Origin of the sequence: Streptomyces sp. NPDC091371 (assembly GCF_040684275.1) — a bacterium.
Lineage (GTDB): Bacteria > Actinomycetota > Actinomycetes > Streptomycetales > Streptomycetaceae > Streptomyces.
Window position 1 is genome coordinate 389970 of record NZ_JBFBFP010000001.1, and the last position, 13588, is coordinate 403557.

The following is a 13588-nucleotide window of genomic DNA, read 5'->3' on the forward strand; positions in this document are numbered from 1 at the left end:
GCCCCATGACGTGGACTCTTGACACCGAATCAGCCCGGGCCGCCTACGAGATCGCCGCCGAGTACACGGACGCGGCCCTCCTGAACCACTCGGTCCGCTCCTACGCCTTCGGCGCCGAGTACGCCGACCGGCACGGCCTCGCCTACGACGCGGAGCTGCTCTACGTCAGCGCCCTGCTCCACGACATGGGCCTGACCGCGCCCTTCGACAGCCACACCCTGCCCTTCGAGGAGGCCGGCGGCCACGTCGCCCGCGTCCTGACGGCGGGTCTCGGCTGGCCGCCGGCCCGCCGCGCCCGCGCCGAAGAGGTCATCGTCCTGCACATGCGGGACGACGTGAGCGCCGCCGACGACGTGGAGAGCCACCTCCTCCAGGTCGGCACCAGCGCCGACGTCTCGGGCCTGCGCCTCGCCGACTTCGACCCCGCCTTCACCGAGGCCCTGCTGAAGGAGCGCCCCCGCCTCGGCTTCGGCGCCTCCTTCCTCGCCCTCGTCGAGGACCAGGCCTCCCGCAAGCCGGCCTGCGCGGCGGCCGCCTACGTCGCGGGCGGCGCGGCGAGCCGGATCACGGCCAACCCGATGGACCGCGTCGGATAGCGTGCCCGCATGTCGTGGGACTCGTGGGACGAGGACGGAACGCCGCATCCGCTCGCACTGCGCCGTACCGGGCGCAGCGAGCTGGACGCGGACCGGCTGCCCGAGATGCGGGAGCTGGAGGTGCTCGGCTGGGAGCCCGCGCCGGAGGAGCTGCGCTGGGTGTTCCTCCCGTACGTGTGGCCCCCGGCGGCCCGCACCTGGATCCCGGACCGCTCCACGCACTGGGCGGTGGAGACCTCCCTGGACGGCCACGGCCACATCACCGGCGTCGAGGCCGCCCCGCTCCCCGAGGCCGACCTGCACGAGCTCGACGCGGAGAGCGACGCGGCCGTCGCCGCCCTCGGCCTGCCGCCCCGGCCCGGGGGCAGGCTCTGGCTGCTGCGGCCGGTCGGCCCGTTCGCGAACGTCGCCGAAGTCCTCGGCCACCTCGACGCCGTGGCCGCGGAACGCGGGGTGGAGGCCGGGGCTGCCTCCACGGAGTTTCTCGCACTGGTCCGAGCCGAACTCGGCGCCCTGCGGGAGCACAGCGGCTAGCCGCGCGGCGGCCAGGGCGTCACGTCGTGGGTCTCCTGCGGCCACGGCCGGCCGGGTGCGGGTACGGGATCGGCCTGCGGCGGGTCGTACGACGGGAGTGGGAGCGGGGGCTGCGGTGCCGAGCCCGGGGTCGGGACCTGGAGGCTTCCGTAGCGCTCCATTCGCTGCCAGTGCAGGCGTGATCCGGCGATCGCGGTGAACACCGACTGGATGACGACCAGGTACATCAGCTGGCGGTAGACGAACTGCTGGAGCGGCAGGCTCCACAGCGGCCCGAGCCGTTCCCGGTCGAGGCGGAAGGCGTAGACGCCCATCAGGACCTGCAGGAGCAGGAAGGCGCACCACAGGCCGAGGATGCGGACCGGGTCGAGGAAGACCAGGCCGAAGACGGCGATGACGTCCACGACGGGCGCGAGCAGCGGCAGCAGCACCTGGAACATCAGCAGGTAGAGCAGCCCGCGGCGGCCCAGCTTCCCGGCCTGGCCCCGCTGGGTGAGGGCGCCCCGGTGCTTCCACATGGCCTGCAGGGTGCCGTAGCACCAGCGGTAGCGCTGCTTCCACAGCGCGCCGAGCGTGGCGGGGGCCTCGGTCCAGGCGATGGCCCGCTCCTCGTAGACCACCCGCCAGCCGTCGCGGCACAGCGCCATGGTGAGGTCGGTGTCCTCGGCGAGGGTGATGTCGCTGACCCCGCCGATCCGCAGCAGCGCCTCGCGGCGGAACGCGCCGACCGCGCCGGGCACGGTGGGCATGCATTCGGCGAGGTCGAAGAGGCGCCGGTCGAGGTTGAAGCCGACGACGTACTCGATGTGCTGCCAGCGGCCGAGCAGGCCGCCGCGGTTGACGACCTTCGCGTTGCCCGAGACGGCGCCGACCCGCCGGTTGGCGAAGGGCTGCACGATCATGCGGACCGCGTCCGGCTCGAAGACGGTGTCGCCGTCCACCATGACGAGCAGGTTGCACGAGGCGGCGGCTATGCCGGTGTTGAGCGCCGCGGGCTTTCCGGCGTTCTGCTGGCGGATGACGCGTACGCCCGGCAGGTTCAGGGCCTCGACGATGTCGGCGGTGCCGTCGGTGGAGCCGTCGTCGACCACGATGACCTCCACCTGGTGGTCCGACGCGACCAGGGAGCGGATGGCCGCTTCGATCCCGGCGCTCTCGTTGTAGGCGGGAACGATGATGCTGACCGGCTCGGTGACCGGCCTGCCCCACGGCCTGCGGCGGGTACGGACGTGCCGGCGCGCGGCGACGAACACCGCGATCGCGCGCAGCACGCTGAGCGCGCCGGCCGCCCACAGCAGCCAGCCGAGCACGTCGAGCACCCAGCCGCTGGCGCGCAGCGCGTTGATCAGGGCCAGGCCCTGCCACTCGTCGACGGCCGAGGCCGGCTTCACGGGGGAGGGAAGGCCGACGGCGTCGCTCACCGTGGCGAAGCGGAAGCCCGCCTTCTTGAGCTCGGGCAGCAGCTGCTCCAGTGCCGCGACCGTCTGCGAGCGGTCGCCGCCCGCGTCGTGCATCAGCAGGATCTGGCCGTCGGTGCCCCGGGGAGTGGAGTTGGCGACGATCTTCTCGATGCCCGGGCGACGCCAGTCCTCGCTGTCCTGCGTGGTGAGGACGGTGAGGTAGCCCTCCTGCCCGGCCTGCACGACGGTCTCCCAGTCGGCGTCGGTCAGCGCCTCGTTGGTCGAGGAGTAGGGCGGCCGCAGCAGCGGGGTGGTGACGCCGGTGGCGCCGGCGATGACGAGCTGGCTCTCGCGCAGCTCCAGGGAGCGCCGCCACGAGGAGGCCGAGCCGAGGTCGGTGTGGGTGAAGGTGTGGACGCCGATCTGGTGGCCGTCCGCGACGATCCGCCGGGCCAGCTCCGGATGGGCGGACACCTGGGCGCCGACGGTGAAGAAGGTGGCCGGCACCTGGTTGCGGCTCAGGACGTCGAGGACCTTCGGGGTCCAGACCGGGTCGGGGCCGTCGTCGAAGGTCAGGGCGATCGTGCGGGACCCGGGGCCGGCCACCCGTCCGGCCGCGCCCTCGACGACCGGGCCGCCCGAGCGGATCTGCTCCGGTACGGAAGCCGACGCACCGGCCCCGCGCGGAGCCCCGTCGGCGGTCGTGTCGAACATGTGGTGCGCGTAGCCCTGGAGCAGCAGCGCCGCCGAGAGGGTGAGGACGAGCGCGGTCAGCAGCAGCCAGTGGGTGCGCAGGGGGACGTTGCGCACCGTGCTGTGCCGCCCGCGGGGGAGGCGGCGGCGCCGGTTCTTCGACACGGGAGGGAGTGCTTCCTGCCTGTGGGGGGATCGGGTCGGGGTTACGGCTTGGCGGTGGGCTTGCCGCCGCCTTGGCCGGGCTGGGTGGTCGGCTTGCCGTGGCCGTTCGAGCCGGCGGCGGGGGAGGCGCCGGCGCCGGCGGTGGTGGGCCTGGTGGAGGGGGCCGTTGCGGGTTCGTTCCCGGCCGACGGCCTGCCGGGGGAGGGGGCCTGGGAGGCGGCGCCGGTGGGAGCGGCGGAACGGCGCGGTCCGGCGGAGGCCGAGGGGCGCGGCTCGGCGGCGGGCGACGTGCTCGGGGCGGCGTCCGCGACGCGGGGGGCGGGCAGGAACGGCGACCGGAGCGTCGGCCCGCCGAACAGCGAGCTGAGTACGAGGACCACGTACGCGGCCGCCGGCACGACGAGCAGCCACCCCAGGCGGCGGACCCGGCGCTGGCGCCGGCCCGAGGTGTCCACGAACACCGGGCTCGGCTCGGCCGCCTCCGCCGGGCTGGGGGAGGCCGCGGTGATACGCGGGAGCTCCAGCGTGTCGTCGTCCGCGTAACCCGGCTGTGGTCGCATGGGTGGGGTCTGCCTCTACGGGGTGGGGCGGGTGGTCGGGGCGTCGTTGCGGGGCTGGGGCGGTGTCGGGCCGGTGTCAGGCCGGTCGGTCGGCCGGCCGCCCGGGCCGCCCGGGCCGCCGGAGGTGCGGGTCGGCGCCGGATCCCCGGGCCGCTTCGTCGCCTCCGGCTTGCCGCTCTTCCCGGGCTTCGGGGAGGCGCCCCGCCGGTCCTCCGTCGGGCGCGGGGCAGGCGAGCCGCCGGGCGTCGTGCCCTGGCCGCCCACGACGGGCGCGCAGTAGCCGGGGACTCCGGCGGGTCCCCCGGCCGCGGCGACCAGCGGAGCGAACCGGGGCTCGGAGAGCACCTCGGAGGGCGCCGGGGCGGGCTGCGCACCGCCGCCGTTCGCGGCGTAGGCACGGCAGAGTTCGGCGAGCTCGGCGGGCACCGCCTCCGGCGAGCCGGCGAGCTTCCGCGGGGTGGGTTCCGCGGCGTCGAGCGAGGGCGCGGAAGCGGCGCGGGCCGGGGCGCTGCTCTCGGGCTTCCCGCCCAGCGCGGCGGGGAGGTTGCCCGTCCCGGCGGCCACGGCGACCCCGCCGAGGGCGGCGGCGGCCACGGTGGCCGCGACCTTCGCGCCCAGCAGCATCGCCGGCGTGCGCAGCTTCCGCTTCCGGGGAGCGGCCACAACGGCGGACGAACCATCCGAAACCGGGGCAAGACGAGCAGACCGGAACGCCGCCATGGCCGCCTGCTCACCGGCCAGTTCGCCGTCCCCAGCGGGAGCGGACACGGCGGCGAGCAGTCCGGCGAGGGCGTCGTGGCCGGGAGCCGCGCCGGCTCCGGCGCCGTCGAGCAGCTGCTCGGCCGTGGCGCGGTCGATCCGGCGGGATCGGTTGGTGCTCATCTCGCATCCTTCAGCGTCGGAGAGGTCGTCGGTGTCACTCCCGGGGCGAAACGTCCTTCGAGCGGCTGCTGGGCACCGCCGGGTCCCGCCGTCTGCTGTTTCTGCTGTTCGAGGAGGGCGGCGAGCTTGCGCAGGCCCCGGTGCGCGGCCGTGCGCACCGCTCCGGCCCGCTTGCCGAGCACGCGCGCCGCGCTCTCCGCGTCCAGGTCCATGACCACGCGCAGCAGCACGGCCTCGCCCTGGTCGCGAGGCAGCCGGGCTATGAGCGCGAGCGCGTCGGCCTCCGCGACGGTGGCCAGCGCGCTCGCCTCGGTGTCCTCGGGGGCCCGCCGGTCGAGCAGGTACTCGACCGGCAGATCGGCCACCGGACGCCGACGGCGCCGCCGCAGCAGGTCGAGCGCCCGGTTGCGGCCGATCGTCGTCAGCCACCCCCGGAACCCGTCGAAGTCCCCGTGGAACGTCCCCAGGTCCCGGGCGACCTGTAGCCAGGTCTCGGAGGCGACGTCCTCCGCCTCCTCCCCGACCAACACGGCCAGATAGCGCAGCAGTCCCGGCTGCACCTGCCGAAACAGCGCCCGGAAGGCCGCCTCGTCCCCCTGTTGCGCCGCCCTGACCTCCCGGGACATGTCTCCCGGACGTCCTGCCTCGCTGCCGGCCTCGCCGGACTCCTCCGCACTGTGCACGCGGGACATGATGCGTCACATGAATCCGGCAGTTCACCCGATGAGCCGGATATCACCTGATGTTCGCGGGAGGAGCGGGGTGTCAGGGCCTGGCCAAATCCCGCCGGGTTGGGCAAGGATCACGTTCCGCACCACGCCACGCACGTTCTTCCGGCACATCACGCCCTTCACAGGAGGATGTTCATGCCTCGCCGTATACCCAGCGGCCTGCTCGCCGCGGCCACCGCCACCGTGGCACTCGTCCTGGCCGCACCCGCCTCGGCGTCCCCGGCCGCCCCGGCCGCATCCCTCCCCCAGGGCCGCGTCTTCATGGTCAACCCCGTCCAGTCCTCCGGCGACCAGACGCTCGCCGACGCCAAGGACTCCGCCGCCTCCGTGCCCGCTTCCGCTTACGCCACGGCCGCGTTGCGCAACCTCGACGCGAGCGGAGGGCTGTCGGGGAAGTGGGCCCGCGTCAGGTCGGACACCGGCACCTCCGCGAAGACCGCGGACGCGGCCTCGTACAACCGCCGCGATGACCAGTTCGAGCAGGTCATGGCCTACTTCTGGGTCAACGAGTCGCAGGAGTACCTCCAGGGCCTCGGCTTCGGCACCGAGCTTCCCGGGGCCAACGACCGCGTCCAGCCGGTCCGCATCAACCAGTGGGGCGCCGACAACTCCTTCTTCACCGACAAGAAGGACGAGATCCGCTTCGGCAAGGGCGGGGTCGACGACGCCGAGGACGCCGAGGTGATCGTCCACGAGTACGGGCACGCCGTCCACGAGGCCCAGGTCCCCGGCTTCGGCTCCTCCCCGGAGGCCGGCGCGATCGGCGAGGCCTTCGGCGACTACCTGGCCGTCGAGGTCGGCACGCACGCCGTCGCCCGGTACGGCTGGACCCGTACGGCCGACGAGGCGTGCGTCGCCGACTGGGACTCGATCACCTACAGCGAGGCCCCGCACTGCCTGCGCCGGATCGACGGCTCCAAGGTCTACGCGGACCGGGTGGGCGAGGTCCACGCGGACGGCGAGATCTGGTCCCGCGCGCTCTTCGACATCCGGGGCGCCCTGGGAGCCCGTACGGCCGACCGCGTCATCGTGAACGCCCAGTTCGGCTTCGCGCCGGACACCAGCTTCACGGACGCGGCGCTGAAGACGATCGCGACCGCCGAGCGCATGTACGGCGCGAGTGCGGCGGACGCGGTGCGCGCCGCGTTCAAGGCCCGGCAGATCCCCGGCGTTTGACCGATCGCCGCTCGGCCCCGGAGCCCAACTGCCTCCGGGGCCAAGCGGAATGTTCCGTTTTTGACCGTTGAGCGGACGCGAGAATCCTCTCAACGGACAACAGCTGGTCAAATTCTTGTTGCATACCTGTCAATCGAGCCCTCCTTCCTGGCACTCTCGCAGCCGCCCCCACGGCCACGAAGGAGACCGAGTGACCCACCACACGTCCTCATCCCCCACCTCCACCACCTCCCGCAGCCGGACCCGCGTGCTGCGCACCGCCGCCCTCGTCGCCTCCGCGGCGATGGTCGCGCTCGCCGTCCAGAGCGGGTCCGCCAACGCGGCCGCCGAACGCGAGGACGGAGCCACCGCCCTGCGCCTGTCGGCCTCCGCGCGCGCCCAGGCGATCGCCGCCGCGCAGACCGAATCGGCCGGCACCGCCCGCGCCATCGGCCTCTCCGACCAGGAGGGCCTGGTGGCCCGCGACGTGATCAAGGACGCGAACGGCACGGTCCACACCCGCTACGAGCGCACCTACGCCGGCCTGCCCGTCCTCGGCGGCGACCTGGTCGTCCACCAGAAGAAGGACGGCAGCCGCAAGACCACCAAGGGCACCGAGGCCCGCATAGCCCCCGTCGCCGCCCGCTCCCTCCAGGCCGCGCCCGCCGGCGCCCGCCAGGTGGTCTGGGCCGCGACCGGCACCCCCGTCTTCGCCTACGAGGCCGTCGTCACCGGCACCCAGCCCGACGGCACCCCGAGCGAGCGCCACGTCATCACGGACGCGGCCACCGGCGCCGAGCTCTGGTCGTACGAGGCCATCGAGACCGGCACCGGCACCAGCCAGTACTCCGGCTCCGTCACCGTCGGCACCACCCCGAGCGGGTCGGCGTACGACCTGACCGACGCGGGCCGCGGCGGCCACAAGACGTACGACCTGAACGGCGGCACCAACGGCACCGGCAGCCTCTTCACCGACGCCGACGACAAGTGGGGCGACGGGCTGGCGACGAACCGGCAGACCGCCGCCGTCGACGCCCACTACGGCGCGGCCGTCACCTGGGACTTCTACCAGGCCGAGCTCGGCCGCAACGGCATCGCCGGCGACGGCAAGGCCGCGTACTCCCGGGTCCACTACGGCAACGCGTACGTCAACGCCTTCTGGTCCGACAACTGCTTCTGCATGACCTACGGCGACGGCGCGGGCAACCTCAAGCCGCTCACCTCGCTGGACGTCGCGGGCCACGAGATGAGCCACGGCCTGACCGCCGCGACCGCCAAGCTGAACTACAACCGCGAGTCCGGCGGCCTCAACGAGGCCACCAGCGACATCCTCGGCACCTCGGTGGAGTTCTTCGCGAACAACTCCTCCGACACCGGCGACTACCTCATCGGCGAGAAGATCGACATCCGCGGCAACGGAACCCCGCTGCGCTACATGGACAAGCCCAGCAAGGACGGCTCCTCCGCCGACTACTGGTCGAAGACGGTCGGCCGGCTCGACGTCCACCACTCCTCGGGCGTCGCCAACCACTTCTTCTACCTGCTCTCCGAGGGCAGCGGTGCGAAGACGATCAACGGCGTGTCCTACGACTCCCCGACCTACGACGGCTCCACCGTCACCGGCATCGGGCGGACCAAGGCCTACAAGATCTGGTACAAGGCGCTGTCCACCTACATGACGTCGACCACGAACTACGCGGGGGCCCGCACGGCGACCCTCCAGGCGACGGCGGACCTCTACGGCACGTCCGGCACCGAATACCAGCAGGTGGCGGCGGCGTGGAAGGCCGTCAACGTCAAGTGACGCCCTGACGGACCACAGGTCCGGCGCCGGAGGCGAGCCCCGCCCCCGGCTCCGGTCCTGTCACTCGGATGGTCACCCACGGAAACAGGTCAGCCCGCCTGCTCAATGAGCAGGCGGGCTGACCTGGTCTTACTCTGTCGGGGTGGCGGGATTTGAACCCACGACCTCTTCGTCCCGAATGAGGTCCGACCGACGTCCAGACAACGTCTTGGTCGTGTATGTGCAGGTCAAGCCGTTGGGTTGCGTCGGTCTGACCAGGGACTCGGAAGGCATCGGGAGAAGATTTTCTCCCAGCCTTCTCCCAGGCCGGCCTGTGTCGCGCGACAACCATCCAGCGCTTGGTGCCGTCGCAGCATGGGTGGCGTAGAACGCTGCTTGGTTCGGTCGGGCCCCGGGGTCGGCCGTTCTTCTAGACCGCGATGAACAACTGTGGAAGCTGCATAAGTTCGATGACGGTGGCCCGATATTGCTCGGTGGGGAGCATCGCGAGGAGCTTGGCTGTGATCTGGTCGACGGGTTCGTCCGGAGAGATCCGAAGCCCGGTCAACAGCGTCTCGAAGATTTGCCGATTCTCGTCGGAAATGGTGCTGTCGTAGCTATTCCACTCCTTTCGGATACGATCGGGCACCCGACCCTCGAAGTTCATGCCGTCGTGCCGGAACCGGCCCTTGGCGAATGTGCGCCATCCGCCGGGGATCATTTCACCCAGACGCAGGCTGTCGCCGGCTTCGGGCTCGGCGTACCGGCGGTGGGCGGTGCCGTAGATGATGCGGGCCTGTACGTAGAAGTCGGCTGCGGGGTGCGCGTGCCAGCCGACGGCTGGCATCTTTACGGCAGAGCGCCGGAGTTCGCCCCCGTACTGCCAGACGACGTGTAGGTGTTCGGGGGCGTCTGCACACTTGTCCGGGTGGTAGTTGACGATGCCCCACGGCTCGCCAAGGAGACTGCCGTCGTCCTTGATCAGCGGGGTTTCCTGGAGTTGGCGGAACACGGCCAGCGTGACCTGTTTCTTGCCGATGGTCAGGGCCTGCACCTGGATGGATGCGGTGGTGATCGTCGCGTTCTGTGGTGTGAGCTGGTTGCCTGTCACTGCCTTCCCCCATTAGCCCGGGCACCTTCGAGCTGGTGCTGGTGGTATTCGCCGTCGGCATCGTCAGTGAATGCGCTGGTGGCGTTGTGCGTGAGCTGCTTGAGGAAGACGCCAATGTCGTCCCACAGGTCCATCCATCCATCGCTGGCCGGATAGGCAGCGTGAAGCATGGCCTCGACCTTGCGTCCGCATTCGCCCTTGTGAGCGACGTACAACGGGGACTGGCTGTGGGTTCGACCGCGGTTGGCGATGGTGGTGGCCCAGGTGACGATGCCTGCGCCGACGACCTGTTGGCGGCATGCGTCGCAGATGAATGCCGGGCAGTTCATGGCTTCTGGGGGCCCGGATCGGGCGACGTATTCGATCACGCTCTCTCCTGGTCGCTTCGGGTGCGTCTGCTGTGACGTTACGACCGAGGGGGCTTGCAGGTCCGGTAGTTGGATCAACACGGCATGACTGAGCAGTGGAGTACTGCGAAGAGGCAAGGACCTGGACAACGAGCAGCGCGTGCGAAGGACTCACGTGGAGGCTTCACCCATCGCCTCAAGATGCGCCGCGAAGCTGTTCGTCAGGCTCTCCAGCACCGCCTTGCCCTTCTCGGCCGTTGCTCGGGAAGGGAATCCAATGACTCCCGTGTTGGTGTACGCCTTCATGCCGAGCGTGAGCAGGAATGGGCGATCACTCGCATCGTGGTCCGCGGCTTCGTAGCCCGGCCGGACTAGGCCCGGTTCAGAGTGGAGCAGGATCGAAGTCTCGATCTCCCCAGCGTGCATGTCGTCATGGGCGCTGCTGCTCAGGCCTGCGTGCTCGCGCGCCCGGTTCCATTCCCCGCTCTGCGGGAATAGGCTCATGCGCGGCTCTACGAGGTTGGCCTCCTGCACGATGTTCGACAGCACGTAGTTGCCCCCGTGGGCGTTGACGAGGACGAGCTTTCGTACGCCTGACGCCTCCAGCGACGCGGCAATGTCGGTGATCACCGCGTGCAGCGTACGGGCGCTGATGCTCACCGTTCCTGGCCACGTCCCATGCTCGTGGCTGCACGCGATGCTGATGGGCGGCAGGGTGAGCACCGGATAGGCCGCACTCAGCTCGCGCGCAATGATGCAGGCGATCGCGGTGTCGGTGATGAGCGGAAGGTAGGCACCGTGCTGCTCGTACGAACCGACCGGGAGCACGGCAACTCGCGGCGCCTGTTCCTGGACATCGACGGTGGTGATCGTGGGAAGCAGGTTCACGGCTCTCCTCTGGTCCGGTCAGCTCCCTTCATACTGCCCAAGAGTCGGTTGAGCTCCGCAATCTCAATCAGCTTTCGCCAGGGCGCGAGAAACGGCTGAAGCCTGGACAGCTCTCCGAGGATCCGCGCCGAGCCCGTCGCCTGAGCGATCGCCGCAGCCTGCGACGCTGCGTTGTACGCGCCTTCTACGTCCTCAAGCTGAGCGTAGGCCGTGGCGAGTCGGGCCAGGCACAGACCGCGGTCCCGCTGCTGCTCGGCCGGCCACTCCGTGAGGCTTGCTTCAAGGGTCGCGACGGCTTGCTCAGGACGTCCGAGGTGAAGGGCGCAGGCCGCGGCCTCCATGTCGATGTACGCGACCGAGCAGTACGGGGCGAGCCCTTCCCCGACCGGTCCCCGGTCAGCGAGTGTCCGCGCTTCGTCCAGTGCACGTGCGCTTTCGTCCCCCTGACCCAGCAGCGCATCCGCGTACGCCCGCGCTCGGAGCGCAACGGCTCGTACGTCTTGGGGTAGTCCCCCGGCATGCTTCAAAGCAGCGTTTGCAAGCCCGACCGCGTATCCGGCTTGGCCGGCCTCAGCCGCGATGTTGCTGCGTCGCTGGAAGACGTACGCGCTCAGGGCAGGGTCGTCCAACTCCGACGCGTAGTCCAACGCTCGGTTCGTCCACAGCATCGCCGACTGCGAGTCTCCCGAGTCCTGGTGAAGCCATCCGAGCAGCTCCGAGTACCGGGCCCCCACCCGAACCGCTTCGTCCCGAAGCGGCCCCTGCGCCCCCTTGCAGAGCTGTTCAATGAGCGGCATCTGGCTCTGAACGGCCGGTACGAGGAACCGCGGCCCCACCACGGGCTCCGCCTGCACATGCTGCAGGAACACTGCCTTCAGGTACCCGATGACTTCCGGGCTCCCCTGCATGGCTTCGACTCGCGGTGCTGGTAACGAGGGCAAAGTATCAAGCTGTGATGGGGCCGCGTCGATGGATAAGCCCAGCTCAACCCGCGTGGCCTGGTAGACCTCGCAGAAGAGTGTCTGATACTCCGGTCCGGGCGGCCGGCGGCCGTTCTCGAACATCGAGACCTGTGCTTTCAGGCTTGCCCGGGAGGGAAGCTGGATGCCGAGCCGAGCGGCTGCATCCTCCATGGCATCCATGAGGTCGGCTTGAGACCAACCCTGTGCCGCCCTGGCGGCTTGCAGCTTTGTCTTCATGGCACCCCCGAAGTCAGGTGACGCGGCAGACGCTCATGATGCCCAAACCTGCCGCTGACATGGGGAGTTAACAGGTAACAGCGGCTGACTGTTAACCCCTGTGCACTGTGTATCGGCTCGAAATGAGGCCTACTGGTTCTCGTCAGACGGGCCAGGCCGAGCGGCTTCGAGTTGCTCGACCCGGCCCTGGAGTTCGGAGACTCGGGAGGTGAGATGCACGAGCTGGTCCTGAAGCTCTCGGAGGCCGAGCGAGGTTTCCTGAGCCGTCGGATCGCCCTTCTTGGGGTCCAGCACGTATGTCCCGCTGCCCTGCCGGCCCACGACAAGGCCGTCCTCGGCAAGCTGCTTGTAGGCGCTCTGTACGGTCATGAGGCCTACGTGGAGGTGCCTGGCCAGGCCCTTGGCTCCGGGAAGCTGGCTTCCTGTCGGATACACGCCGTCGGCGATGTCCTTGCGGAACTTGGCGGCAATCTCCTTGGCGGTCGGGGCCTTCTCCGGGTTCCAGTCCATGGGTAGAGCGTAACCAACCTAGGTCTTTTTCAAAGGTCCACGGCGGATGCTTGACGACCCGCAAGCGACCTAGGTAACTTCGAAACGAGCGAGTGACCTAGGTAACTCTCTCTAGCTCCGTCTGTGTCCCCGTGCTTCGCGGCACGGGAGCCCTCTGGGTTTCCACGGCCAGTCGGGAGTACCTGCAGCTTGAGAACTGAACAGTGATCGTGCGGGGCTGACGCGAGTCGGCGGTCGCGGTAGGTGCCTAGGGCGAGGGTCCGGGGGCAAACCGCCGTGATGGATGTCGACTCCCCCTATGCGCTTGGCAGGCGCCACCCGGACTCGGGTGTGGGGATGGACAGCGGGGCCCCAATGCACGTGGCGGCAAGAGTGAGACCGCCCCCGAGGCGACCGGGTGATGTCGTCGGCGGCACGCCATCCTGCACCGATTCGTGCAGGCCGCCTGCTGGCGTCAGAGCAGTGACGATGACGCGCCCGATCCGTGGGCTCGGGACCGGTCAGCCGTGGCAACGGTACGCCGGTAAAGCCCACCACACCTCATCTGACCTGGCATTCAGGAGTCTTCGTGATGCGGTTAAGACCCTTGGCCGTCGCCCTGCTGGACCGGCAGGGCGACGTCGCCCTTCGCGTCTCCCCGATCCGCCGCTCAACCGCACCGGAAAAGCCGGTGACCCGCGGAATCGGGACACCTGCGCGGCTGTAGCCGCGGCCGGTTGCCTCCTCCGCCCGTCCGGCGCGTTGGCGCTGTACGGGCGGGGTTGAGGGGAGCCGGGGCCGGTTCGCCGGCCGCTCCACCACCCCAACTTCGAGGGAGTTCGCATGTTCGGCAGGAAGTCGTCTTCGCAGTCCTCCTCCTCCTCGTCCTCGGATCTGTCGTCGCCGCAGGCGGTGGCGAAGAGTCAGAAGGTCTACGACCGGATCGTCTCCGGCAAGTGCAAGGACGCCAGCGCCGAGCTGAACGCGGCGCACGGCCGCGGCGTCGGCAAGAAGGCCAGCTAGCCCCTCCGCCCTCTGTCCCGAACGTGGTGCGG

Annotated in this window: 14 protein-coding genes; 5 read left to right on the top strand and 9 right to left on the bottom strand. The window is 70.4% G+C overall.

The features are described from left to right. Positions 1 to 5 precede the first annotated feature (5 nt). Both AB0O21_RS01970 and AB0O21_RS01975 read left to right on the top strand, forming a co-directional pair. Positions 6 to 596 carry an HD domain-containing protein gene (locus AB0O21_RS01970; RefSeq protein WP_365164992.1) on the top strand — a complete coding sequence of 197 codons (591 nt, stop codon included), beginning with the start codon at positions 6 to 8 and terminating at the stop codon, positions 594 to 596. Between the two features lie 9 nt (positions 597 to 605). After that, positions 606 to 1130, top strand: coding sequence for a DUF5956 family protein (locus AB0O21_RS01975; protein WP_365164994.1), 525 nt, complete (start codon positions 606 to 608; stop codon positions 1128 to 1130). Here AB0O21_RS01975 and AB0O21_RS01980 read toward each other — a convergent pair. The 4 genes from AB0O21_RS01980 to AB0O21_RS01995 are packed head-to-tail and all read right to left on the bottom strand — an operon-like array spanning position 1127 to position 5456. Continuing rightward, positions 1127 to 3388: a bifunctional polysaccharide deacetylase/glycosyltransferase family 2 protein gene (locus AB0O21_RS01980; RefSeq protein WP_365164996.1), complete on the bottom strand. Its 2262-nt coding sequence runs from the start codon at positions 3386 to 3388 to the stop codon at positions 1127 to 1129. The genes AB0O21_RS01975 and AB0O21_RS01980 overlap by 4 nt on opposite strands. Before the next feature lie 41 nt (positions 3389 to 3429). Then, a complete protein-coding gene (locus AB0O21_RS01985; protein ID WP_365164998.1) occupies positions 3430 to 3948 on the bottom strand; it encodes a hypothetical protein in 519 nt (172 codons plus the stop codon). A 15-nt stretch (positions 3949 to 3963) separates the two neighbouring features. Continuing rightward, positions 3964 to 4830 carry a hypothetical protein gene (locus tag AB0O21_RS01990; protein WP_365165000.1) on the bottom strand — a complete coding sequence of 289 codons (867 nt, stop codon included), beginning with the start codon at positions 4828 to 4830 and terminating at the stop codon, positions 3964 to 3966. Continuing rightward, entirely contained in the window at positions 4827 to 5456 is a 630-nt protein-coding gene (locus AB0O21_RS01995; protein ID WP_365165433.1) for a sigma-70 family RNA polymerase sigma factor, read from the bottom strand. Before AB0O21_RS01995 ends, AB0O21_RS01990 begins: the two co-directional genes overlap by 4 nt. A gap of 240 nt (positions 5457 to 5696) precedes the next feature. On the opposite strand from AB0O21_RS01995, the gene AB0O21_RS02000 reads away from it, so the two are divergent. Next, the gene (locus AB0O21_RS02000; protein ID WP_365165002.1) at positions 5697 to 6737 is read left to right on the top strand and encodes a M4 family metallopeptidase; all 1041 of its coding nucleotides are present in this window, start codon (positions 5697 to 5699) and stop codon (positions 6735 to 6737) included. Between the two features lie 283 nt (positions 6738 to 7020). Next, positions 7021 to 8520: a M4 family metallopeptidase gene (locus AB0O21_RS02005; RefSeq protein WP_365165435.1), complete on the top strand. Its 1500-nt coding sequence runs from the start codon at positions 7021 to 7023 to the stop codon at positions 8518 to 8520. 409 nt (positions 8521 to 8929) lie between these two features. Here the strand turns inward: AB0O21_RS02005 and AB0O21_RS02010 are convergent, their stop codons facing one another. The 5 genes from AB0O21_RS02010 to AB0O21_RS02030 form a co-directional block, all read right to left on the bottom strand. Further along, on the bottom strand, positions 8930 to 9610 hold the full coding sequence (locus tag AB0O21_RS02010; RefSeq protein ID WP_365165004.1) for a hypothetical protein: 681 nt from the start codon (positions 9608 to 9610) through the stop codon (positions 8930 to 8932). Beyond that, on the bottom strand, positions 9607 to 9978 hold the full coding sequence (locus AB0O21_RS02015; RefSeq protein WP_365165006.1) for a hypothetical protein: 372 nt from the start codon (positions 9976 to 9978) through the stop codon (positions 9607 to 9609). Before AB0O21_RS02015 ends, AB0O21_RS02010 begins: the two co-directional genes overlap by 4 nt. Before the next feature lie 150 nt (positions 9979 to 10128). Beyond that, a complete protein-coding gene (locus AB0O21_RS02020) occupies positions 10129 to 10845 on the bottom strand; it encodes a creatininase family protein (RefSeq protein ID WP_365165008.1) in 717 nt (238 codons plus the stop codon). Beyond that, a complete protein-coding gene (locus tag AB0O21_RS02025) occupies positions 10842 to 12044 on the bottom strand; it encodes a helix-turn-helix transcriptional regulator (protein WP_365165010.1) in 1203 nt (400 codons plus the stop codon). Before AB0O21_RS02025 ends, AB0O21_RS02020 begins: the two co-directional genes overlap by 4 nt. Positions 12045 to 12173: 129 nt before the next feature. Next, positions 12174 to 12554, bottom strand: coding sequence for a GntR family transcriptional regulator (locus tag AB0O21_RS02030; protein WP_365165012.1), 381 nt, complete (start codon positions 12552 to 12554; stop codon positions 12174 to 12176). An 822-nt stretch (positions 12555 to 13376) separates the two neighbouring features. Between AB0O21_RS02030 and AB0O21_RS02035 the strand changes: the two genes are divergently transcribed. Then, positions 13377 to 13556 carry a hypothetical protein gene (locus tag AB0O21_RS02035; RefSeq protein ID WP_365165014.1) on the top strand — a complete coding sequence of 60 codons (180 nt, stop codon included), beginning with the start codon at positions 13377 to 13379 and terminating at the stop codon, positions 13554 to 13556. The last annotated feature ends 32 nt before the right edge of the window (positions 13557 to 13588 follow it).

Excerpts from the sequence above, each read along its gene's own strand:
- AB0O21_RS01970 (WP_365164992.1), top strand. The coding sequence starts at position 6 with ATGACGTGGACTCTTGACACCGAATCAGCCCGGGCCGCCTACGAGATC.
- AB0O21_RS02035 (WP_365165014.1), top strand. The coding sequence starts at position 13,377 with ATGTTCGGCAGGAAGTCGTCTTCGCAGTCCTCCTCCTCCTCGTCCTCG.
- AB0O21_RS02000 (WP_365165002.1), top strand. The coding sequence starts at position 5,697 with ATGCCTCGCCGTATACCCAGCGGCCTGCTCGCCGCGGCCACCGCCACC.
- AB0O21_RS01990 (WP_365165000.1), bottom strand. The coding sequence starts at position 4,830 with ATGAGCACCAACCGATCCCGCCGGATCGACCGCGCCACGGCCGAGCAG.
- AB0O21_RS01985 (WP_365164998.1), bottom strand. The coding sequence starts at position 3,948 with ATGCGACCACAGCCGGGTTACGCGGACGACGACACGCTGGAGCTCCCG.
- AB0O21_RS02005 (WP_365165435.1), top strand. The coding sequence starts at position 7,021 with ATGGTCGCGCTCGCCGTCCAGAGCGGGTCCGCCAACGCGGCCGCCGAA.
- AB0O21_RS01995 (WP_365165433.1), bottom strand. The coding sequence starts at position 5,456 with ATGTCCCGGGAGGTCAGGGCGGCGCAACAGGGGGACGAGGCGGCCTTC.
- AB0O21_RS02025 (WP_365165010.1), bottom strand. The coding sequence starts at position 12,044 with ATGAAGACAAAGCTGCAAGCCGCCAGGGCGGCACAGGGTTGGTCTCAA.
- AB0O21_RS01975 (WP_365164994.1), top strand. The coding sequence starts at position 606 with ATGTCGTGGGACTCGTGGGACGAGGACGGAACGCCGCATCCGCTCGCA.
- AB0O21_RS02030 (WP_365165012.1), bottom strand. The coding sequence starts at position 12,554 with ATGGACTGGAACCCGGAGAAGGCCCCGACCGCCAAGGAGATTGCCGCC.